The organism is Pollutimonas subterranea, from assembly GCF_002849655.1.
GTDB classification, from domain to species: Bacteria; Pseudomonadota; Gammaproteobacteria; order Burkholderiales; family Burkholderiaceae_B; genus Pollutimonas; species Pollutimonas subterranea.
In genome coordinates, this window is record NZ_PDNW01000002.1 from 140,574 (window position 1) to 163,307 (window position 22,734).

Genomic DNA, 22,734 nt, shown 5'->3' on the forward strand with positions numbered 1-22,734 from the left:
GCTACTCGAACCGGACCCGGGGGTCGGCCAGGGTGTAGGAAATATCCGCCAGGATCAGTCCAACGATATACAGGGAAGCCCCCAGGAAGACCATGGCGCGCACGATGGAAAAGTCTTGGGCGTTGATGGCATCGATGGTGTAGCTGCCCAGGCCGGGGATGCCGAAAAACGACTCGGAAATCAGGCTGCCCATAAAAAGTAGCGGTATGGCCGAGACAGTGCCCGTGAGTATGGGCAGCATGGCGTTTCTCAGTACATGGCGAAACAGCACTATTCGCTCAGACAGGCCTTTGGCTCGCGCTGTGCGTACGTAATCCTTGCCCGCTTCTTCCAGGAACAATGTGCGATAAAAGCGGGATTCGGCACCCAGGCGCGACAACACGGCCACCAGCACCGGGAGCACAAGGAAACGCACGCTGCCCCAGCCGTCTACGTAGCCCGAATAAGGCACCCAACGCAGCACCTTGGCAAAAACCCATTGGCCCGCAATGATGTAGAACAGCCCGGAGATCGACAGGAGCACGACACATAACACCACGCCGGCAAAGTCCAGCGGCGTGCCCTTGAAAAACACGAGCAGCAAGGCGAACGATACACACGCCAGAAGGCCAAGAAAAAAGGTGGGCAGGGCCAGCGCCAGGCTGGGGCCCATGCGCTGGCCGATTTCGTGACTGATATCCCGTCCTTCGTCGGAGAATCCGAAATCGAAACGCAATAGCGGCACCGAGCGGTCGACGAAGATGGTGTCGGTCCATTGGTCCGCACCGACCGCCTGCTTGTTGAAGAACAAGGGCTTGTCGTAGCCCCTCTCGGCTTTCCATTTATCGATGGCGGTCTGGCTGACACGCTGGCCGCCTATCGACAAGCGTGCCATGTCATCGGGTGTATTCACCGCAAAGAACAGCACGAAAGTAAGAACGTTCACTCCGATCAGGATGAGGACCCCGTACAGCAGGCGCCGTATTACATAGCGTGTCATGCTTGCCTCGTTGTATCGTGGCGCGCCAGGGCCGTGCTGCGGTCCCGGTTGCGCGCCGTTCGCCAGGCCAGGAATCCGCCCACGGCGATCAGTCCGCCCAGCAACCATAAGGGCCACCAGACAGGTTGATTCCATTCCTTGATTTTTGCCGCACGCAGCGCGGGATCGATCCGGTAGAACTGCAAGGTATTGCGCACCATTTGGGTTGGCTTTGCGTTACCCACCCATGCCTGGTAGGCCCCGCCCGATTTGGGAAAATAGCCGAACAGCCAGGGCGCATCGTGCTGGACCAAGTCGACCATTTTATGCACCAGCGCCTCTTTTTCGGGGCCATCGTCGAGAAACCGCATTTGCTCGAAGAGACGATCAAACAGCGGATTCTGATAGTTCGATGCGTTCTCGCCCCCGCCTTCGGCCTTCGCATTGGGGCCATAAAGCAGGAAAAGGAAATTCTCGGCATCGGGATAGTCGGCGACCCAACCCCACATGAACATTTGCGCGCTACCGTTGCGCATCTTGTCCTGGAAGCGGTTGTAATCAGTGGCACGCACTTCAAGCTGGATATTGATGGAAGCCAACTGGCGCCGCATCCAGTCCAGCATGGCGCTGGAACCCATGCCGCCGGCGGAATCGAAATGCAGGATGAGGGGCCGGCCGGTGTCCGCCTCGCGGCCATCGGGATACCCCGCCTCTTTCAGGAGCTGGCGTGCGTCATCCAGCGGACGACGCAAGGCACGGCCGTTTTCCAGGGTATAGATCTGCTCATTAATGCCTTGCGGCAGGTCCTGATAACCAAGGATGCCCGGCGGCACCGGGCCATAGGCAACCTGGGCCTCGTCGTTCTGGAATATGGAGACAAACTGCTCCCAGTTGAACGCAATGCCGATTGCCTGGCGAAGCTTGCGATTTTTTTCCTGCTGCTCGGGCGTGTCGCCCTGTCCCACCACCGGGTCGCGCCAATTGAAGCCCAGGTAATACACCTGCGCTTCCGTTGAGCTGCGCAACTGTATGCCATGGTCACGATACAGGGATGCCTTCTCGGCGGAGTCGCCTGCGGCAACACGCAAGGCAACCCCATAGTCGCCCCGGTCTACTTGAGGAATGTCGTAATAGCCTTGCATGAATTTGCCCATCAGGGGCACGCTTTCTTTTTCCAGCGAAAAGACCACCTTGTCGACGAAAGGCGTGAGTTTTCCACAGTCGGCCAAGAGGCCTGCCGCGGCATCGGCCGGCTCGCCCTGGCAAGGATAAGGCTCGCCACGAAAATTCGGATTGCGCGACAAGACGTGTCGTCGGTTCGGGATGGATTCGGTCAGCATATAGGGACCGGTACCCACAGGCCAGGTATTGAGCGACAAGTCGTGCTGGTCCATGCCGGCCTGCGCATAAAAGCGATCGACTTCCCAGGGGACCGGAGCCGTAAACGTCATGGCCAGCCAGTACTTGAATTGTGGATACTTGCCCTTTACCTTGATGCGCAAGGTGTGGGAGTCCAGCGCCTGTACCCCGTCGAACTGGGTCTCGCGCAAGTCCAGCCATGGGCGGTGCGCGAATGCCATCGTAGCGGATTGGGTCTCGTCTATTTTCTTGAGCTGTTCACCATAGTCGCGCAAGCCAACGACATGCTCGGCCATGACCCCATAAATGGGTGAGGCCACACGGGGGCTTGCGAGCCGCCGGAAAGCATAGACATAGTCGCTGGCCAGTAGTTCTCGCGTTCCCGTATGTGGAAAATCGTCAATGCCGAATTTATGTTCAAGCTCGCCGTCTTGTAACGGCCAGTAGCGATACCCGCCCGAGGCGTCGCGTGCCAGGGCGGGATGCGGCTGGAACTTGATGCCCGGCTTGATCTGGATATCGTAGACGCTGAGCGCGACTTGCTGGCCCGGAGCGTCGTCGGGCAACTGCTGACCGGCAGCATCGAAGTACACGGGCTGCTCTATCGCCAGCGCCGTCTTGGGCACCAGCTTATAAGGCCGCGCCAGGTAATCATAGCCATACAGAGGCTCGTAGATGGAGTAGGTAAACGGCGTCTCGTCTGCCGAATAAGAGCGCGCCGGGTCCAGGTATTTTGGCGAACGCTGCGCGAAAGCCGTATACAGGACATTTTCGTCTGCTTCTCCGTGGGCGTAGGGGCTATTGACCGGCCCCGATGTACACGCCGCCACCAGCGTCACAGCTAGGAGCACAAGCATGCGCACTGCCCGTGCGCCTAGCATTGACCTTGCTTCCAGCACTGATAGCGCCACGCCCATGGGCTGACCGGCCTCGCCTGCTGCCAGACGCCGGCGCCGGCGCGCCTGGCCTGCTGTTCCAGGCCAGGCAGCTCGGGATCGCGCATGAACTTTCCACGGCCTTCCATATTGGCCCACGCCATGCCCGCGGCCACTTGCTTGCGGTTGGCGGTGTCGCCGCCGGGCAAAGGAACATTGCAGACATTTCGGTCGTAGCGATCACGTTCATAGCAATCAAGCGTAATGGTTTGGCCGGCTATGAGTGCCGTCAATGCTTTTTTTGATGCTTGCCCATGCGCCTGTCCAGGCCGATCTGGATTTCCACCGATTTCGGGCGCATCGATGCTCGCCATGCGAACGCGTTGTTGCTGGCCCTTCACGAGCAGGGTGAAGGTATCGCCATCGATCACCTGCACCACGCGCCCAACCATGGTGTAATTTCCATCGACCGGCAGCGTGCTTGAGGCCGTATCGGCCGAGGTCTTTGGCGTGAAGGCAGTGACCGAACCCAACCCCGCCAGGCCCAGCATCAAGGCTACCGCCAACCATCTGGTCCACGGCTTGGCCGTCGGCCCAGCAAGCAGCCTGCTCGTCAATTTATTCAAGACTCTATTCACTGGGTCCCCGGAAAAATACAGTGTAGATGCCGGCGACCATTGCAGGACGGGCTCTGCGATTATATGGGCTTGCCGCGACGCGCAACAGACGGTTAATCCCTAGAAATTACTTGCTCCTGTTTGCGTCGTAGTCATTCCGGCCATGCCCGCTCCAGCACACTGTATAGGGCCAGGGGCGCCGCGCTTACGCCGTAGACTCGCCCGCCCGTGCCGCCAAAGCGGCTTTGCACAAAAGCATCGGCCAGCACCGATGGCGCATGCCGACGCAGCAGATTGGCCTGTGTCAACAACACGAGCTCTTGCGCGACATAACGGGCAGCCGCCTCGAGCGTAGGACCGGACGATGACAAAACGGCAAGGAGATCCTGCATGCGCTGCTTCAAAAGCGGCTCACCGGCGCAATCTTCCTGCAGCGCCGCCAATAAGGCCTGTGCCTGATCGGGATGCCGCTTCAGGCCGCGCAATACGTCCAGGCACATCACATTCCCGGATCCTTCCCAAATGGAGTTGACCGGCGCTTCACGAAACAGGCGCGCCATGGGGCCGTCTTCTATGTATCCGTTGCCGCCCCATACCTCCATGCATTCGCCCGCCGCCTCGATGCTGCGTTTGCATATCCAGAACTTGGCGGCCGGCGTCAGGATGCGCCGGTAAGCGTGGTCGATAATATCGTCCGACGCATCGAAGGCCCGCGCGAGACGCAGCGACAAGGTGGTGGCCGCCTCGCTTTCCAGTGCGAGATCCATCAACACGTTTTGCATTAGCGCATGCCGGATCAAGGGCTGTCCGAAAGCCAGCCGATGCCGCGCATGATGCAGCGCCTGGACGAGCGCCTGCCGCAGCAGCGCCGTACTTCCGAGCACGCAATCAAGCCGGGTATAAGAAGCCATCTCGACCAACGTCGCGATACCACGGCCGGGCTCGCCAACCATGACGCCGATGGCCTCATCGAATTCGACCTCGACGCTCGCATTCGAGGTGTTGCCCATCTTGTTCTTGATACGCTGGATATGCACGGCGTTCTTGCTGCCATCGTCGAGCCAGCGGGGCATGTAGAAACAGGAAAAAACATCGTCGTGGCGCGCCAGCACCAAGTGCGCATCCGATGTGGGTGAGGAAAAAAACCACTTGTGGCCGATCAGCCGATACGTGCCGCCGCGGCCGCCAGCTTCGGTGGGCGTGGCGAGTGTCGTGTTGCTGCGCAAGTCCGAGCCGCCCTGCTTTTCGGTCATGCCCATGCCTACCATCATCGAACTTTTCTCCGACAAGGGAAGGTCGCGCGCATCGTAGTCGCGCGAATATAGCCGGCTAACGATGGAATCGAACCAGGGTTCCTGTTGAAGCACCGGGATCGCCGCTGACGTCATGGTCGTAGGGCATAGGGACCCGGCTTCGATCTGCCCGTGCATCAGGTAGGCCGCCGCCCGCGCCACGTGGGCACCGGCTTGCGGCGCCGACCAGGCGCTGCAATGCATGCCCTGCTGGAACGCCATGCCCATGAACTGGTGCCAGCCTGGGTGAAAGCGGATGCGGTCAACACGATGGCCTTGTTGATCGAAAGCGTCGAGCTCCGGCTTGCAACGGTTGATCTCGTGTGCCAGCGCCATGACATCTTTCCCGCCAAGACGCCCGCCATAATCAACCAAGGCCTCATCGTGCCACTGACCACCCTCTCGCCTGACACCTTCGCGCAAGGCGATATCGCTGCCGTAAAGGTTGTAGTCACCCAATTCGGGGACCTGGTTAGTCACTTCATGTGTCGTAGTACTCATGGCGTCACCCATATCGCCGCAGCGATTCATAACCAGTTTGACTTCCTGAACTTCCAGTACAGCACGGCGCATACCGCGAAGGTAGCGCCCATAACCAAGGGATACCCATAGGCCCAGTCGAGTTCGGGCATATACTTGAAATTCATGCCATAGATTCCGGCTACGGCTGTCGGGACCGCCAAAATGGCCGCCCACGCAGCCAGCTTTTTCGTTGTATCCGTTTGCTGCGACTGCCCTATCATGAGGCTGGCTTCGAACGCGAACGCCAAGGCTTCGCGCAGACTGTTGATAAATTCATTGGCGCGCAATACGCGATCGGCCACCTCGCCAAAATAAGCACGGCTATCCGCGTCGATATTGCGCATCTCGACCCGCGACAGGCGCCGGCAGATTTCCGCCATGGGCGCAATTGCCGTATGGATGCGAAGCAGGTCGCGGCGCTGGCGATACAGGCGGCGCACATCCGTTTCCCGGAATCCTCGCAACAGGAACTGTTGCTCCACCCCTTCGACGACGCTCTCGAGCTTGGTCAAGGCAATGATATAGCGGTCTACCAGCAGGTCCAGCAAAGCCGATGCCACGTAATCGGCGCCGCGGCCAAGGAATTCAGGCGAGTTCTCGAGCTGGTCGCGCAATTCCTGATGGGTGGCCATGGCGCCACGCCGTATGGTCACCAGGAAGCCTTCCCCGATCAGTATCTGGGTTTCTCCGAAGCTGGGCCGCAGGCTCTCGACTTCAACGGTAATCGCCACGATCAGCGTCAATCGCTCGTACTCGACAACTTTGGGTCGCCGGTGCGGGGACGTGATCTCTTCCATGGCTTTGCGCGAAAAACCAAGATCAGCGCCAAGTTTCTGCAGCTGTCCCAACGAAGGCTCTTTAAGCCCTATCCATAACAAGCCATTCTTCGACATCACACAGGAAGCGACCTGGTCCAGGTCCACATGCAGCGGATCGAGGCCAGGCCGATATAGCATCGACGCTACCACCCCTTGATTTGCCGCAGGCGTATCTGGACTATCAATGACCATACCCGGAGTTTCCTTCACTGACCCGTTGCTCGAATATAGAAAACAGCAAATTCATCATATCACCCCTGGACGCGTCCGCCGGATGAACATCTGGAGCTGCCGAAGGCCAAAAAACGTCCACGCTGTTAAAGTATTACCTTATACCGTCGGCCAAAAAATTACTGGACTTAACTTATCATGATCCGAGACCCTGAAACGCAGACCTTGCTCGAAGAAGGCGTGCGCCGCTTCATCAAAGAGGTGCTGATTCCCCGCGAAGAAGAGGTTGCCGAAACCGACCAGATTCCCGCCGATGTCATTGCCCAGATGAAGGAAATAGGCTTGTTCGGCCTGTCGCTTCCGGAAGAATTCGGTGGCCTGGGCGTGACCATGGAAGAGGAAGTCCGCATCGCCTTCGAACTGGGCCAGACCTCGCCGGCTTTCCGGTCGCTCATCGGTACGAATAACGGCATCGGCGCGATGGGCATCTACCTGGACGGCACCGACGAACAGAAGCAGGCTTATCTGCCCCGTCTGGCCAGCGGCGAACTGATCGGATCATTCGCCTTGACCGAGCCGGAAGCGGGCTCCGATGCGGCATCGCTCAGGACCACGGCAGTACGCGATGGCGATCACTACATTCTGAATGGGACCAAACGCTTCATCACCAATGCGCCCGAGGCGGGAATTTTCACCGTCATGGCGCGTACCGATACCAGCATTAAAGGTGCTGGCGGTATTTCCGCGTTTATCGTCGAAGCGGGTACGCCTGGACTTTCCTTGGGCAAGATCGACAAGAAGATGGGCCAGAAAGGCGCTCACACCTGCGATGTCATCTTTACCGACTGCAAAGTGCCGGCCGCCAACCTGATCGGCAATCGGGAAGGTGTCGGCTTCAAGACCGCCATGAAAGTGCTGGACAAAGGACGCCTGCATATTGCGGCGGTGGCCATCGGCGCCGCCAAGCGCATGTTGGGCGATGCGCTGGAATTTGCCATGAACCGCAAGCAGTTCGGCCATCCCATCAGCGACTTCCAGCTTGTGCAGGGCATGCTGGCTGATTCCAAGACCGAAATCTATGCCGCCGAATGCATGGTGCTCGATGCCGCCCGCCAGCGCGATGAGGGGAAAGACGTATCCATACAGGCGTCCTGCGCCAAGTATTTCTCCACCGAAATGTGCGGCCGCGTCGCTGATCGGGCGGTGCAGATACATGGTGGTTCGGGCTATGTCAGCGACTATGCCGTCGAACGCTTTTACCGCGACGTGCGGCTGTTTCGCCTGTACGAAGGTACTTCGCAAGTACAGCAAGTCATCATTGCTCGCGGCCTGATCCGCGGCGCAGCCATTTAGCAAACGCGGGGACGCGGATTGAAATCGTCCTTGCAAATCCTATTCGAGACCACACGATGACCGACCGCCGACTGTTGATCCTGGGTGCACTGACCCTGCTTACCGGTGTCGGCGCCGGCGCGTTCGGCGCGCATGGACTCAAGTCCATCATCAGCGCCCATCTCATAACGGTCTGGCAGACCGCAGTCTTGTACCAACTGGTGCATGGGCTGGGTATGTTGCTGCTGGCTAGCCTGGGGGCGCGATTCGGCTCCGCCTTGATGAGCAAAGCCGGCACATTGATGTTTGCCGGTGTCGTGGTCTTCAGCGGAAGTCTTTACGTACTGGCGCTGACAGGGGTTACCTGGCTGGGCGCCATCACGCCCCTGGGCGGCCTCGCATTCATTGCGGCCTGGGGCATGGTGGCGCTGGCGGCGTATCGATTGCCTCAGTGAACCTGGCGTGCAAAGCGCACGACGGTAACGCCGGGTACAAGTTGCCGCAAGGAAGGCATGACCAATACGCAGTTGTCGTAGGGCGTGACGATGGGCACGCCATCATCGTGTCCAATCGTCGTCCCTGCATGTTCGATACATTCCATGCCCTGCCAAGGACTGCTGAACGTCAGATTCTTCGACTTTGCGACAACCGGCTCGGTGACCTGCAAGACTTGCTGGGCAATATCCTGGCCATCGCGCTCCTGCCATTCGGCAGGCAACTGCCCCGCTGAGACCACACCGGACTCAAGCAGAAAACGTGCAGTAGTCTGCTTGGCAATGCGTACTGACGATGGATCGCCATGAAACCCGCACTCCACCAGCAAGGCAAGCGCCTGGCCTTCAGGATCGCCAAACTGGGCATAATCGCGCATTCGTGTGCCGTCTTTGTGGCCGGCATCGACGACAAGATGGCGGGGCACGCCCAGGCGTAGTCCCACATCGATATTTCGCTGCAGGATCCCGGTGACCAGTAAAGGCGGTGAGGGTTCATGCATGGAATGCAGATCCAGCAAGCGGTCCGCCTGTTTCACCCACGGCAGCAGTTCGGCCGCCCGTTGGCGTTCGAGAGTGCTGGGTTCCGCGAGCTTCTGCTCTGTCCATACGCGGTTCAGGTCTTCATCGGCAAAGCGCGACGTGTCGTGGGCCAGCGGGTCGAAGCGATCGAATGCGGCCAGGTTGCAAAATGCCAGCGTAAGCTTGCCATTTTCAGGCTTCAGGCCACTGGCAAGTAGATCCTTCAGCGCCCATGCCCCGCAAAGCTCATTCCCGTGTATCAACGCGGAAATGAGCACGCTGGGCCCGGGCTTGCCGGAATCAAAATGCCATACGCCTGGCGTGCCGGTGTTTCCGGCGCGCTCTTGCGTGAGGTCGGGAGTATCAATCTTGAAGATCATGGAAAAGTCTCACTTCACGCCAATTCCGGCAGTATCCACCATTTTCTTGAACTTCTCGCGTTCGGCGGGAAGAAAGGTCGCCAGATCGGGTTGCTCGGCCATGACGACTCCGCCTGTGCGCTTGTATTTTTCCTGGAATGCGGGATCCTTCAGCACATCGGCCAATGTCGCCTGCAATTTCTTGATGACGGGTTCGGGGGTGTCTTTAGGTGCGAACAATCCGAACCAGATGTTGATGTCCACCCCCTTGAATCCCGGGTTCTCGGACAGGGCTGGAATCTCTGGAGCCGTGGGAGCGCGCGTGGTGGACGTAACGCCGATCGGAACGATCTTGTCGGCGGCAACCTGGGGCAAGCCTGAAGACAACACAAACATGCCGAACTGCAATTGGCCGCCGACCATGTCGGTCAAAAGAGGTGCAACGCCTTTATATGGCACGTGTTGCACCTTGCCCCCAGTTGTGGTGTTGATCATTTCACCTGCCAGGTGCAAGGCGGTGCCGACACCGGACGAACCGAAATTGGCGTCTTGCGATTTGCCGGCCTTGACCATCTTGAGATAGTCGTCTGCGGATGTCACGCCCGTCGCTTTTGATGCCGCGAGCAACATGGGCTGCGAACCGATGAACCCTATGGGACGCAAATCGGTGACGCCGTCGTACTTGACGTTGGGGTTGATCAAGCCGGCGATAATGATCTCGTTGACCGAGCCTACCAGCAGAGAATGGCCATCGGCCTTCTGGTTGACGACCTTCTGCGCGCCGATCGCGCCGCCCGCGCCGCCGAGGTTCTCGACGACAACCGAGCTGCCCAGCTTTTGCTCAAAGGCTTCGGCCAGCAAACGGCCGTTAAGATCGACGCTGCCACCGGCCGGGTAGCCCACCACAATATTGATTGTCTTATTGGCCGGGTAAGCCTGCTCGGCATGAGCAATACTGCCAAGATTGAACAGCATGCCTGTTCCCAATAGCGCATAAGCTAGCGTGCTCGTTTTTTTCTTCATTTCGCGTGCTCCTTGTATTTATCTGTTGTGGTGATCTATGGTAATAAGAAGTAAGTCGTACACCGTGCCTTTACGGCACAACGATGTGCCAATTGAAGCAACCAATGACCGAAACAAAACTACTGCAAGACTTCATCGCTTTATCAAGAACCGGAAGCTTCACGAAAGCGGCGGAGCTCAGGCACGTGACTCACCCTGCGTTCAGCCGGCGGATAAAAGAACTGGAGGAATGGGCGGGAACATCCCTGATCAACAGGAAGAAGATGCCCATCACATTGACAGAAGCGGGGCTTGATCTGCTTGGCGTTGCCGAGCATGTCATTGCAAGGCTCAATACAATCCAGCAGCAAATCGCCAAGCCCGAAAGCCAGGCGAACCGCAAGTTGCGCATTGCCACCGGCCGTACCCTTGCCCATTATCTCGTTGCCGACTGGGCCAGTGAACTTGCCCGGCAGGTCGAGCGCAACATGGGTTGCCCCATACCGATAGAGATACACACCGGCATTACGCAAGACATGATTACGCTGCTGAAGCAGGGCCAGGTCGATTTCCTTTGCTGTTATGAACATCGCGCCCTGTCGGTACCCATCAGCACCAAGGATTTCCAGTACGTCAGCCTCAGCGCGGACAGGCTTATTCCCGTAAGTTTGAACACCAGTGACAGCGGTGGCGCTTACCGGTTGGAAGACGAGATCACTCCCCTGCCCCACATCAGCTATTTCTCGAGCCTGGCCTTGCAACACATCATCAACGACCACCTGCGCTCCAGCAGTTATCATCTGCGGGAGGTCGCGCACTGCGACTCGGTCGACGTTGCATACAGCCTGGTGAAGAAAAACCTGGGCATGGCCTGGCTGCCATGGTCTGCCGTCAAGCAGGACTGCGAATCCAACGTCCTTTCCGTGCTTGGAAACCGGAAGGATGAAATTCCCTACGAAGTTCGCCTGTATCGACCGAAAAGCCCCCTATCGGCCGCTGCCGAACTGGCCTGGAAGAAAACAATAGCCTGATGCGTTGCCGGACGGATTGCCGGATACCGGACGCGCTACGCCGGCGGGGTCTGGCGCTACTCGCGAGATATCATTAATTTAGCTTAACTACATCACAGCATGGCAATCATGTCACTGTTCTGCCAGACTATTTGCTCTATTATGTAGTATAACTACATATCGTCAGGCATAGACGTCTTCCCCTAAGGTTCCGATCATGGCATTGCATTCCGTCGTTCAACGCGTGTCCGAGCGCATCATCGAACGCAGCCGCGCTACCCGCGAGCAGTATATGGCCCGCACCCGTGCGGCCTGTGGAAAGAAGGTCGAGCGGGCCCATCTGGGATGTACCAACCTTGCTCACGCCATTGCCGCCATGCCTGTGCCGGAAAAACAGCGCCTTAAAGCCGCGGCACGCCCCAACCTGGCCATTGTTTCATCCTATAACGACATGCTCTCGGCCCACCAGCCACTGGCCGCCTATCCCGCCCTCATCAAGCAGGCCGCCTTCGCGGCCGGCGGAACGGCACAGTTTGCCGGCGGCGTCCCCGCCATGTGCGACGGGATTACACAAGGCGAAACCGGCATGGAGCTTAGCCTGTTCTCGCGCGACGTGATTGCAATGTCGACGGCCATCGCGCTTAGCCACCAGATGTTCGACGCAGCTGTATTCCTGGGCGTTTGCGACAAGATTGTTCCGGGCTTGCTGATAGGCGCCTTGAGCTTCGGCCATTTACCCGCTGTATTCATTCCGGCCGGACCCATGAGTACTGGCATATCGAACAGCGCCAAGGCTCATACCCGCCAACTGTTCGCCCAAGGCAAGGCAAGCCGGTCCGAACTGCTTGAGTCTGAAGTGCAGTCTTATCATGGGCCAGGTACCTGCACGTTCTACGGTACGGCCAATTCAAACCAGATGCTCATGGAAATCATGGGCCTGCATTTGCCCGGCGCAGCCTTCGTACCGCCCAATACGGCACTGCGCGAGGCGCTCACCCGGGCAGCCGCCCAGCGCGCCCTGATGCTCGGCCACCAGGGGGACCAATTTACGCCCGTTGCCGAAGTGATCAGCGAAAAAGCGATTGTGAACGGCATCGTCGGCCTGCTTGCCACCGGCGGCTCGACCAACCACACCTTGCATCTGGTCGCTATTGCACGTGCGGCGGGCATTGCCATCAACTGGGACGATTTCTCGGACCTCTCGAGCATCGTGCCGCTGCTGGCGCGCGTGTATCCCAACGGCGGGGCCGACGTGAACCATTTCCATGCCGCGGGCGGCATTGGATTGGTGATCGCGGAATTGCTGGATGCCGGACTGGTGCACGCAGACGTCAAGACTGCCGCCGGCGACGGTCTTAGGCACTACACGCAAGAGCCGTACCTGGCCGACGGGAAACTGGCCTGGCGGCCCGTTGCGCCTGCATCGCTGGACAGGGCCGTTATCCGTCCCGCCAGCCAGCCATTCAGTGCGGATGGCGGGCTGAAGCTGCTCCAGGGCAACCTGGGAAGGGCCATGATCAAAGTATCCGCAGTCAAACCCGAACATCGCCGTGTCCAGGCTCCCGCTCTGGTATTCAATAGCCAGGAGGCGTTGCTGGCGGCCTACCAAAGAGGCGAACTGGCGCGCGATTTCGTCGCCGTCGTGCGCTACCAGGGCCCGTCGGCGAACGGCATGCCGGAGCTGCACAAGCTGACGCCTGCCTTATCGGTGTTGCAAGACCACGGGTTCCAGGTGGCACTGGTGACCGACGGCCGCATGTCCGGCGCATCGGGCAAGGTACCTGCCGCCATACACGTCAGCCCCGAAGCCCTTGGCGGCGGACCCCTGGCATTGCTGCGCAATGGTGATATCGTAAGCCTGGACGCCGACGCCGGTGTACTGTGCGTTCTGGAGCCTTCCAATTGGCTGGAACGCAGCCCGGATCCGGTAAACATTGATACGCACGCCACCGGTTTCGGGCGCGAGCTTTTCGCGTCGGCGCGCCAACATGCCGGCACGGCGGAATCGGGCGCCACACTTTTTCAACACCCAGACTGGGCCGCGTCTTAAGCACAGTCCCCCCACGAATGAGAAACCCATGAATGCTCTTGAACTACTCGAACAAAGCCCTGTAATGCCAGTGATGGTCATCAAGGACCTCGATACCGCCGTCGAACTGGCCCGCGCCCTGGTGGCCGGCGGCGTGCGCAGCCTTGAGATAACCTTGCGTTCCGAAGCGGCACTGCAAGCCATTTCGTTGATCACCCAGGAGGTTCCTGAAGCATTGGTCGGGGTGGGCACGGTGCGCAGCGCTCAGCAGCTCGACGCCGCAGTCAGGGCCGGCGCGCGCTTTGCCGTCAGCCCGGGGCTGACGGCCGACATCGCGCAAGCAGCGCGCCAAGCAGGCATTGCATTCCTGCCCGGCATTGCCACGCCCTCGGAGTCCATGTTCGCCGCGGACCACGGCTTTATCGTACAGAAGCTGTTTCCCGCAGAAGCCGTGGGCGGCGTGGCGCTGCTGAAGGCCTTGTACGGTCCCCTGCCCGATATCGTGTTCTGCCCGACAGGGGGCATCAATGCAGGCAATGCCGCCCAGTACCTGGGCTTGCCCAATGTGAAATGCGTGGGTGGTTCGTGGCTCACGCCGGATGCAGCGGTGTCGGCCAAAAACTGGGGCGACATTACAGAACTGGCCCGGCAGGCATGCCTGCTGCGCAAATCGTAACGCCGCCTTCCGCTCCCTACCTTGCAGGCGCGGGACTATAAGCCGCCAGGGGCTGCTTGCCTTGCAAGGCAAGCAGCAGATTGGTGGTGGCCATTTCGCACATGGCCCGGCGGGTTTCATGCGTGGCCGAACCGACATGCGGCAGCGCCAGCACTTTGGGATGCGTGCGCAAAAGAGAATCGACCGGCAAAGGCTCGATGTCGAACACGTCCAGGCCGGCAGCCCGCAACTGCCCATGCTCCAATGCCTGCAACAGGGCTGCCTCCTGGACGATAGGCCCGCGCGCGCCATTGATCAGGATAGCGCCAGGTTTCATCAAGGCAAATTCCTGCGGCCCGATCAAGCCGCGCGTCTGTTCGGTCAAGGGCAACACCAACACGATGAAATCCGACTGCATCAGCACTTCGCGCAAGGTGACCGGCTGTGCGCGACCTTCAGGTAGACCGCTAGGCACCGGGGTGCGCGTGTGATAGAGCACCGGCATATTGAATCCCAGCGCCGCGCGATGAGCCAATGCCTGCCCAATACGCCCATAGCCCAGTATGCCCATGGTCTTGCCATGCACATCCCAGCCGTAGAGGTCTTCGCCCACGCTGCGATTCCATTGCCCTTCCCGGACATACCGGTCGAGCTCGGCGACGCGGCGGCTGGTGGCAAGCACCATGGCAAAAAGCAGATCGGCAACCGTCTCCGTGAGCACGCCCGGCGTATGGCACAAGGTGATGCCGCGACGGTGCAAGGCATCGGGCGAAAATTGATCCAGGCCCACCGAAATACTGGAAATGACTTCCAGGCGGGGAGCCAGCGTAAGCACCTCTTCATCAATGGGGTAGCTGGATCCTATCATCCCCTCGGCGGTGGGCAAGGCCTTCAGGAACGCATCCTTCTGGCCGGCTACGCGCGGGTTCGCGATCACGACATCATGCTCTTGCTGGATACGGGCCAATTGATCCGGCGGCAGTTGCCTGTAAACCAATACCTGTCTGCGGCTCATTTTCGGGACTCCATTGTTTGCCGGGGACCTCCGAACGCCAGTGCCGGACGGCACACTAACGTCCGGCCTGCTCGAGCACGTCGCGGGTGGGCAGGCCTTCGGTGTCGCCCAGTACCTGCACGGCGCGGGCGCCTATCCATGCGCCCCGCTCGACCGCCTTGCGCAAAGGCAGTCCCGCCAGCAACGCGCTGATCACGCCTACCGCAAAACCATCGCCCGCACCTACTGTATCAAGCACGGTATCGACAGGGAATCCGGGCACGTAACCGCGTTCGTCGCCATTGTCGAAATAGGCGCCCTTCGCACCCAGCTTGATCACAACGAGCCGGGGGCCGCCCATGCGGGTGCCGCCGGCTCGGTAAAAGCCGGCGATGTCTTCGGGGGTTTCATGTCCCGTCAGAAGTCGGCCCTCTTCGATGCCGGGGAAGACCCAGTCGGCTGAGAAGGCCAGCTCATTGATGCCTTCACGCATTCGTTCGGTCGAAGGCCACAAGGTGGGACGCAAATTGGGATCGAAGGAAACGGTCTTGCCCGCCTCGCGCATCAAGGCCATGGTCTTGCGCTGTACCTCGAAACAGTTGTCAGAGATTGCCGCAAAAACACCGGTGCTATGCAGATGCCGGGCGCCGCACAGCCACGCCTCATCCACGTCGGACACCTGCATCTGGCTTGCGGCAGAACCCTTGCGGTGGTATTCGATGGGTGGATCGCTGCCATCGGTGACGCGGCCCTTGAACTGCATGGCAGTGCGTTGCGTGGGATCGCTCACCACGTGTGAACAGTCGATGCCCTCGCCTTGCATCTCGGCAAGCAGATAGCGGCCCATGGAATCGGCGCCCAGGCGGCTGGCCCAGCCTACTTTCAAGCCCAAGCGCGCCAGCCCGATCGCGACATTGGTCTCGGCGCCCGCTGTGCGCCTATGAAAGGCCTTAGCGTGCTCCAGTGGTCCGGGCTGGTCGGCCACCAGCATCATCATCGCTTCGCCGAAAGTCACGACATCCAATTCGCCGCTCATGAGCGTTTCTCCAGGTTGCGCAAGCCATCAATGGCGTCGCGGGTCACAGACAGCAAATCGTCGCCGATCAAGGGGTATTCAATGGCGCATGGCGTATCGCCGGGAAGCGCCCTCAATATCGCACGCCAGGGTGCGCTGGATTCGGCAAGGGGAACCGCGACCCAGCGTGCGGGTTGACGCTGCACCCCTTTGCAATGTACGTAGCGTACGCGATTTGAAAATACGTCGGCGGCCTGAACCGCACATTCGCCCACCCAATGCCAATTGCCCATGTCGAAGGTCATGCCCAGGTCCAGCCCGTAAGCGTCGGCGGCCCCAAAAAACCGCTGCAACGCGTCCAGTGTGCCGGCAGCGGCGGTCTGGTCGTTCTCGATAAGCAGACGCACGTTCTGCCGTTCCAGGGTCTGCTTCAGCACCCCAAGCGTCTCGGAGCTGGCCCGCTCGAAATGGCCTATGGACATCTTGAGCACCGGGGCATTCAGGCTGACCGCGCGAGCAAGGCTTTGTTGCAGCGCGTCCAGATTCAATAGCCCCGAAGTCTCCCAGAGCATCTCCGGGCAAGAATAGACGCAGGACAAGCCGGACTGGCTTATGCCGGCGGCAAGTTCGTCCAGCTCTTGCGCATGGCCCTGAAGCAGCTCACCGCGAATCTCAACGCCATCGGCACCGGCGGCGCGGCACAGCTCGACGAACCACCCCTGCCCGTGGCGCCGCACTTCGCTCGCGCCGAAAGAGGTCAAAGAAATAATAATCTGTCTGGACGAATTCATGGTTCCATAGGAGCCGCATAAATGGGGCTCGCCAATGAGAGGACGCGGCAAGACGCAGCCGGGGATCGATCGATACGGCTGCGGTAAAGACCTAAGAGTTCAGGATCTGTCCGAGGAAGCTGCGGGTCTTCTCGTTCTCGGGATTGCTGAAGAACTTTTCCGGTGGCGCCTGCTCAATTATTTTACCGTCCGCCATGAAAATGACCCGGTCCGCCACGCTGCGGGCAAAACCCATTTCATGCGTCACGCACAACATCGTCATGCCGTCCTCGGCCAATCCGATCATGGTATCGAGCACTTCCTTGACCATTTCGGGATCGAGCGCCGAGGTGGGCTCATCGAACAACATGATTTTCGGCGTCATGCACAAGGCCCGCGCGATGGCCACCCGCTGTTGCTGTCCGCCGGACAACTGGCTGGGATACTTGCGCGCCTGATCAGCGATACGGACCCGGGTCAGGTATTTCATGGCCATGGTCTCGGCTTCCTGCGAGCTGATGCCTCGTGAGCGCATGGGCGCCAGCATGCAATTCTGCAGCACCGTCATATGCGGGAACAGATTGAACTGCTGGAACACCATGCCCACTTCCTGGCGGATCGCATCGATATTGCGCACATTGGCGGTCAGGTCGATGCCATCTACCACAATACGGCCTTGCTGGATCTTCTCAAGGCCGTTGATGCAGCGGATCAGCGTCGATTTGCCCGAACCCGAAGGCCCGCAAATGACGATCCGTTCACCCGTTGCAACCGTAAGGTCAATATCGGTCAGGGCATGGAACTTGTCGTACCACTTGTTGAGAGCGTCGATTTCGATGATGGTCCCGCCTTGCTGCGCGGGACCACTCGACACATCGACCGCGATAGTGGTCTGTCTGTCAGTCATGATGAATTGCCAGGTTGATCAAGAGGCTTTCAGTTCAGGCAGGGGAGCACCCAGCCATTTCTCGAAGAGCTTGCTGAATTCGCCGCTCTTGATGTTCTTGTCGACCATCTGGTTGACCGCCTCAAGGGTCTTAGCTTCGCCTGGACGCAGGGCTACCGCCATTTCCTGCTGAAGCAATACGAATTTATTCTCGAAACGGTCTGGAGCGCGCTGGGCGATCTGGCCGGCGACGGTCGTCGAGCAACCAATGGCATCAACCTGGCCCGACAGCAATGCCTGCATGGCCGAGGCGTCGTCATCGAAGCGGCGGATGTTGGCATCCTTTGGGGCGATTTTGCTTACAGCGATATCCTGGGTGCTGGCACGGGCCACACCAATACGCAAGCCCGACAGGTCTTCCGCCTTGGCGATCTTTGTGTCTTTGCCGCCGAACACGACAATCTGGGCTGCCGAATAGGGATGGGAAAACTGTACCTGCTTGGCGCGTTCAGGAGTGATCGCGAGCGACGCAATCAGCATGTCGACTTTGTTGGTTAACAGGTAAGGAATGCGATTGGGGCCTGTAACGGGAACAATATTGACCTTTACGCCCAGGTCTTTCGCCAATTGGCGTGCCACATCGGCATCGTAACCATCGGGCTTGTTTTCAGTATTCAGGATGCCATAGGGCGGAAAATCAACAAGCATGCCCACGGTGAGCTCGCCCTTCTCCTTGATTTGGTCTATGGTTTCGGCCTGCGCCGCGGTGGCGCCCATCGCCAGGGCGGCACAACTGGCCAGTAAGGTCGCACCCACAAAGCTGCGCATTTTCTTGATTACGAACATTTCATGTCTCCAGGATTGAAGTAAACGTCAACAAAGCACGGGCGCAGAACTATCGCTGCGCCCAGGTTCTAGCGTGAAAGCGACACGGCAAGGCGCCGTTCCATATAGGAAGCCAGCAAAGACAGGGGCCAGCATAGTAAAAAGTAGATGGCTGCGACCACCGAAAACACCACCATGGGCTGGAAGGTAGCGTTATTGATGATCTGGCCCGCACGGGTCAACTCGGTGAAGCCGATAATGGCCGCCAGCGAGGTGCCCTTCACGATTTGCACCATATATCCCACTGTGGGAGGCACGGCAACCTTCAGCGCCTGCGGCAGCACCACGTCGCGCATTTTGTAGCGATACGACAGGCCCAGCGCTTCGGCGGCTTCCCACTGGCCGCGTGGAATTGCCTGGATGCAGCCGCGCCAGATCTCGCCCAAAAATGCGCCACTATTGAGGGTAAGCGCCACTGCCGCGGCAATCCAGGGATTCACATCGAGCCCGAGTACCGGCGCGCCAAAAAAGACCAGGAACAGTTGCAGCAACAGGGGCGTTCCCTGGAACAGCTTTATGAATCCCATGGAGGCGCCGCGCGCAATCGTATTATCGGATGAACGCGACAGCGCAACAATCAGCCCGACAATGCCGCCGCCGATGAAGGCCATGATGGACAAGGCGATGGTCCACTGGGCGGCTTCGATAATGAACCAGAAATCGGAATAGCCAAAAGTACGCATTATCGACGGTCCGGATAATTGAGGCCCCACTGGTAGATCAGTCGGAACAGATAAGAAAAGGCCAGGGTAAGTAGAAGGTAGATGCCGGTCACGACGATATAGATCTCGAAGCTTCGGAAAGTCTCGGACTGCAGGTTGGCGGCCACCGAAGTGAGGTCATCGGCCGATATCACCGAAACGACGCTCGATGCCAGCATCAACAAGATGAATTGGCTGGTCAGTGCGGGATAGATCGCCTTCAACGCCGGCTTGAGCACAATAAAACGGAAGATTTCGATGCGCGACAGGCTGAGTGCGGCTCCGGCTTCGATTTGGCCTTTGGGGATGGATTCGATACCGGCGCGCACGATCTCGGTCGCGTACGCACCCAGGTTGAACACCATGGCCACCAGCGCTGCCGTATAGGGCGACCAACGTACTCCGACCGCGGGGAGCGCAAAGAAAAAGAAAAACAACTGCACGAGGAAGGGGGTATTGCGTATGACTTCGATATACGCATTGATGATCCAGCGCAACGGGGCGGGACCTGCCGTCTTGCCCCATGCGCAAAAAATCGCAACGAGGGATCCGAGCACCATTGCCATGAATGACAGCTGAATAGTCATCCAGGTGCCGTGAAGCAACAAAGGCCAAGCGTCGAAGACCGGGCCAAATTGGAAGGAATAATTCACGTTATCTCAGACCTAAGGTATTGCCGGCGGGTCAAGCTTACCGCGTTGTGGCGGAAAATACCTACAAAAAAAGCATATCGCCATAAGCATGACGCCCCATCAATAAGTATTGATTTGCACGCTATTTGCGTATGAAACCGGTTTCACGTCGGGGCGACAAGACTGAAAATTATATCAGGACTTTTGCCTAGGCGGTCGCCGGACGCGATGAACCCCGGGCCATCAATGTGCCGGGCAACAAGATTTGACGCGCCGCAACGGTCGATCCTGCCACCCGTTGCATGAGGCATTGTGCCGCCTTGCGTCCGAGCTCATTGGTAGGCTGGGACACCGTGCTGATGCCTGGTCCCACGTACGGCGCCCATTCGGTATCGTCGATACCGACCAGGCCAATGTCCTTTCCCAATTCCCACCCCAGCCGGTCGACGGCGGCGACGACCCGCAGCGTCACGACAGCATTGTTGGCGATGATCGCCGGCATGGCGGACCTGGCTCGGGCGCGGTCACGGCATGCCCGCAACGCATCGGCCAGGGCGTCTCTATCTTGTTCGCGGCTTTCGGTGCAGCGCCCCGAGACCGGGGGATGCCCGGCGACGAATGCATCGAAGGCCCGAGCGCGCTCAACCCGGGAGCTGACCTCCCCCAGCGGTTCGGTGACCAGCAACAGCTCGTGATAGCCGGCGTCGAACAGATGCTGTGCGCTCAAATAGATGGCTTGATGATTGTCCAGCGAGACGAAGTCCACGTCGAGCCCTTTGTGCAGGCGGTCGACCAATACCATGGGCTTGCCTTGCCTTGCGGTCTCCAGGAGCGCGCCCGCATCATGGCCCATGGTATTGAGTATGAAACCTTCAACCCGATACGACGACAAGGCATGAATGCCTGCGGTTTCGCGTTCGCCTTCATTGCCCAGGTTGAACAGCATAAGCAGGTAGCCGGCTTCACGGCATGCCTGCTCGGCGCCCCGCAGGACAGCCACGGAATAGGGATTCGTAATATCGGCCACGACCAGCCCTATAAGGCGCGAGCGCCCGCGCTTCAGGGATTGGGCCATCGGGCTGGGGGTATAGCCCAACTGCGCGATCGCGGTTTCCACGCGGATTGCAATCTCGGGAGAAAGCAGGGTTTCGCGATGATTGAGAAAACGCGATACGGTGGCTTTGGAAACGCCCGCGTGACGAGCTACGTCGGCTATTGTGTTGCGGGCCGGGCTTTTGATCATGGTTGGGTCTGACAGGTGAATGCGTGAATCGATGATACCGTTACGATGAACATAACACGCTCACCCTTCCCGATTTGCACTTTACATTGTGGGCGGCCTGTAGCTTAATTACATTTTCGATCAGGGAGCTTTCCATGGCCACCACGCCGGCATTCGATATCGTTTTTTTCGGCGGCACCGGCGACCTGGCACTACGCAAACTGCTTCCCGCGCTATACCAGGCTCACAAGGCAGGCGCCTTGCATGCGGACGGCCGCATTTTTGCACTGGGCCGCAAGCCCATCGGACTTGAAGGTTACCTTGACCTGCTGCAGCAGCGGGTCCGGCCCAAGCTGGGCGGCGACTACGATGACAAAGTATGGGAAAGTTTCGTCAGCCGCCTGCAATTCCAGACTCTGGATGCCGGCAATATCGAAGACTATCGCAAGCTGGTCGCGGCAATGGACAGCCCAGGCAACCGCATTACGGTATGTTATCTGGCGACTGCTCCCCACCTGTTCATCCCTATCTGCCAGAACCTGGCTGCGGTGGGCCTGAACCATCCCTGTGTCCGCATCGTCCTGGAAAAACCCCTGGGTCACGACCTGGAATCGTCCGGCACCATCAGCGAGGCGGTGGGACAGTGCTTTGCGGAAAACCAGATATATCGTATCGACCACTACCTGGGTAAAGAGTCGGTACAGAATCTGATGGCGATCCGCTTCGGCAACACACTGTTCGAACCCCTGTGGCGCCGCGAATGGATAGACAATATACAAATCACCATTGCCGAAGACCTGGGCGTGGAGGAACGCGGCGAATTCTATGATCGCACCGGAGCACTGCGGGACATGCTGCAAAGTCATCTGCTGCAGCTTCTGTGCATCGTAGCCATGGAACCCCCGCCCAGCCTTTCCGAGGACGCAATACGCGATGAAAAGCTGAAGGTACTGAGGTCGCTCAAGCCCTTCAGCACTGAAGACGTGCTGTCCAAAAGTGTACGAGGCCAATATCGCAGCGGCGCCATCAACGGCATGCCAGTGGCGGGATACCGCGAAGAACTGAATGTGGCGCCGGATAGCAACACCGAAACTTTTGTTGCCTTGCAAGCGGAAATCGTCAACTGGCGCTGGGCCGGCATTCCTTTTTTCCTGCGTACCGGCAAGCGCCTGCAAGAGCGGGTAGCCGAGATCGTCATCAATTTCCGGGACGTTCCGCATGCGCTGTTTCCCTCACCCCTGGGTTCGCACTGCGCCAATCGCATGGTCATAGGCCTGCAACCCAAGGAAAGCGTGCGCCTGTATTTCCTGGCCAAGGAGCCAGGCGATGCGATGAATCTGCAATCCACTTACCTCAATCTGGATTTCCACGCTATGTCTAAGTCGCGCCGCGCCGATGCCTATGAGCGCCTGCTGCTGGACGTCATACGCGGGCAATTGTCGCTTTTCATGCGCCGCGACGAGCAGGCGCAGGCGTGGGCCTGGGTCGAGCCTATATTGGAATGCTGGAACAAACACTCGGTCCCGCCAAAACCCTATACGGCAGGCAGCTGGGGCCCCGCCGCTTCCAGCGCCCTGGTTTCGCGTGCCGGGGTGGTGTGGCATGAGGAGACCTGAA

The 22,734-nt window shown here is 59.1% G+C and carries 21 protein-coding genes; 6 read left to right on the forward strand and 15 right to left on the reverse strand.

Annotated features, from left to right (window positions below; genetic code table 11):
* Nucleotide 1: 1 nt before the first annotated feature.
* The 5 genes from CR159_RS03165 to CR159_RS03185 form a co-directional block, all read right to left on the reverse strand.
* Nucleotides 2–979 (reverse strand): ABC transporter permease, encoded by a 978-nt coding sequence (locus CR159_RS03165; RefSeq protein ID WP_102072564.1) that lies wholly within the window; start codon nt 977–979, stop codon nt 2–4.
* Entirely contained in the window at nt 976–3,198 is a 2,223-nt protein-coding gene (locus CR159_RS03170) for an ABC transporter substrate-binding protein (protein ID WP_102072565.1), read from the reverse strand. Before CR159_RS03170 ends, CR159_RS03165 begins: the two co-directional genes overlap by 4 nt.
* Nucleotides 3,192–3,818, reverse strand: a complete 627-nt coding sequence (locus CR159_RS03175; protein WP_233208153.1) for a thermonuclease family protein — start codon at nt 3,816–3,818, stop codon at nt 3,192–3,194. The genes CR159_RS03170 and CR159_RS03175 overlap by 7 nt, the downstream gene beginning before the upstream one ends.
* Nucleotides 3,819–3,961: 143 nt before the next feature.
* Complete coding sequence (locus tag CR159_RS03180) at nt 3,962–5,602, reverse strand: acyl-CoA dehydrogenase family protein (RefSeq protein ID WP_102072768.1); 1,641 nt, start codon at nt 5,600–5,602, stop codon at nt 3,962–3,964.
* A gap of 26 nt (nt 5,603–5,628) precedes the next feature.
* On the reverse strand, nt 5,629–6,633 hold the full coding sequence (locus tag CR159_RS03185) for a magnesium and cobalt transport protein CorA (RefSeq protein WP_102072567.1): 1,005 nt from the start codon (nt 6,631–6,633) through the stop codon (nt 5,629–5,631).
* 177 nt (nt 6,634–6,810) lie between these two features.
* Between CR159_RS03185 and CR159_RS03190 the strand changes: the two genes are divergently transcribed.
* Entirely contained in the window at nt 6,811–7,965 is a 1,155-nt protein-coding gene (locus CR159_RS03190) for an acyl-CoA dehydrogenase family protein (protein ID WP_102072568.1), read from the forward strand.
* 56 nt (nt 7,966–8,021) lie between these two features.
* Complete coding sequence (locus tag CR159_RS03195; protein ID WP_102072569.1) at nt 8,022–8,399, forward strand: DUF423 domain-containing protein; 378 nt, start codon at nt 8,022–8,024, stop codon at nt 8,397–8,399.
* Here CR159_RS03195 and CR159_RS03200 read toward each other — a convergent pair.
* Nucleotides 8,393–9,337, reverse strand: a complete 945-nt coding sequence (locus tag CR159_RS03200; RefSeq protein WP_102072570.1) for a M14 family metallopeptidase — start codon at nt 9,335–9,337, stop codon at nt 8,393–8,395. The two genes, CR159_RS03195 and CR159_RS03200, sit on opposite strands and share 7 nt — an antisense overlap.
* Before the next feature lie 9 nt (nt 9,338–9,346).
* On the reverse strand, nt 9,347–10,339 hold the full coding sequence (locus CR159_RS03205; protein ID WP_102072571.1) for a Bug family tripartite tricarboxylate transporter substrate binding protein: 993 nt from the start codon (nt 10,337–10,339) through the stop codon (nt 9,347–9,349).
* 104 nt (nt 10,340–10,443) lie between these two features.
* Here CR159_RS03205 and CR159_RS03210 point away from each other — a divergent pair, with 104 nt between their 5' ends.
* The 3 genes from CR159_RS03210 (at nt 10,444) to eda (ending at nt 14,033) form a co-directional block, all read left to right on the forward strand.
* Nucleotides 10,444–11,349, forward strand: a complete 906-nt coding sequence (locus tag CR159_RS03210; RefSeq protein ID WP_158238493.1) for a LysR family transcriptional regulator — start codon at nt 10,444–10,446, stop codon at nt 11,347–11,349.
* A 196-nt stretch (nt 11,350–11,545) separates the two neighbouring features.
* Complete coding sequence (edd, locus tag CR159_RS03215) at nt 11,546–13,378, forward strand: phosphogluconate dehydratase (RefSeq protein WP_102072573.1); 1,833 nt, start codon at nt 11,546–11,548, stop codon at nt 13,376–13,378.
* 28 nt (nt 13,379–13,406) lie between these two features.
* The gene (gene eda, locus CR159_RS03220; RefSeq protein WP_102072574.1) at nt 13,407–14,033 is read left to right on the forward strand and encodes a bifunctional 4-hydroxy-2-oxoglutarate aldolase/2-dehydro-3-deoxy-phosphogluconate aldolase; all 627 of its coding nucleotides are present in this window, start codon (nt 13,407–13,409) and stop codon (nt 14,031–14,033) included.
* 16 nt (nt 14,034–14,049) lie between these two features.
* Here the strand turns inward: eda and CR159_RS03225 are convergent, their stop codons facing one another.
* The 8 genes from CR159_RS03225 to CR159_RS03260 all read right to left on the reverse strand — a co-directional run bounded on the left by CR159_RS03225 (nt 14,050) and on the right by CR159_RS03260 (nt 21,138).
* Nucleotides 14,050–15,027: a 2-hydroxyacid dehydrogenase gene (locus CR159_RS03225; protein ID WP_102072575.1), complete on the reverse strand. Its 978-nt coding sequence runs from the start codon at nt 15,025–15,027 to the stop codon at nt 14,050–14,052.
* A gap of 55 nt (nt 15,028–15,082) precedes the next feature.
* Nucleotides 15,083–16,042 (reverse strand): sugar kinase, encoded by a 960-nt coding sequence (locus tag CR159_RS03230; protein ID WP_102072576.1) that lies wholly within the window; start codon nt 16,040–16,042, stop codon nt 15,083–15,085.
* Entirely contained in the window at nt 16,039–16,812 is a 774-nt protein-coding gene (locus tag CR159_RS03235) for a sugar phosphate isomerase/epimerase family protein (RefSeq protein WP_102072577.1), read from the reverse strand. The genes CR159_RS03230 and CR159_RS03235 overlap by 4 nt, the downstream gene beginning before the upstream one ends.
* A gap of 91 nt (nt 16,813–16,903) precedes the next feature.
* Nucleotides 16,904–17,698: an amino acid ABC transporter ATP-binding protein gene (locus CR159_RS03240; protein ID WP_102072578.1), complete on the reverse strand. Its 795-nt coding sequence runs from the start codon at nt 17,696–17,698 to the stop codon at nt 16,904–16,906.
* A gap of 18 nt (nt 17,699–17,716) precedes the next feature.
* Nucleotides 17,717–18,523 (reverse strand): transporter substrate-binding domain-containing protein, encoded by an 807-nt coding sequence (locus CR159_RS03245; RefSeq protein ID WP_102072579.1) that lies wholly within the window; start codon nt 18,521–18,523, stop codon nt 17,717–17,719.
* 68 nt (nt 18,524–18,591) lie between these two features.
* Entirely contained in the window at nt 18,592–19,245 is a 654-nt protein-coding gene (locus CR159_RS03250; RefSeq protein WP_102072580.1) for an amino acid ABC transporter permease, read from the reverse strand.
* On the reverse strand, nt 19,245–19,916 hold the full coding sequence (locus tag CR159_RS03255; protein WP_102072581.1) for an amino acid ABC transporter permease: 672 nt from the start codon (nt 19,914–19,916) through the stop codon (nt 19,245–19,247). Before CR159_RS03255 ends, CR159_RS03250 begins: the two co-directional genes overlap by 1 nt.
* 187 nt (nt 19,917–20,103) lie before the next feature.
* The gene (locus CR159_RS03260; protein ID WP_102072582.1) at nt 20,104–21,138 is read right to left on the reverse strand and encodes a LacI family DNA-binding transcriptional regulator; all 1,035 of its coding nucleotides are present in this window, start codon (nt 21,136–21,138) and stop codon (nt 20,104–20,106) included.
* 134 nt (nt 21,139–21,272) lie between these two features.
* On the opposite strand from CR159_RS03260, the gene zwf reads away from it, so the two are divergent.
* Nucleotides 21,273–22,733 (forward strand): glucose-6-phosphate dehydrogenase, encoded by a 1,461-nt coding sequence (zwf, locus tag CR159_RS03265; RefSeq protein WP_102072583.1) that lies wholly within the window; start codon nt 21,273–21,275, stop codon nt 22,731–22,733.
* Nucleotide 22,734 lies beyond the last annotated feature (1 nt).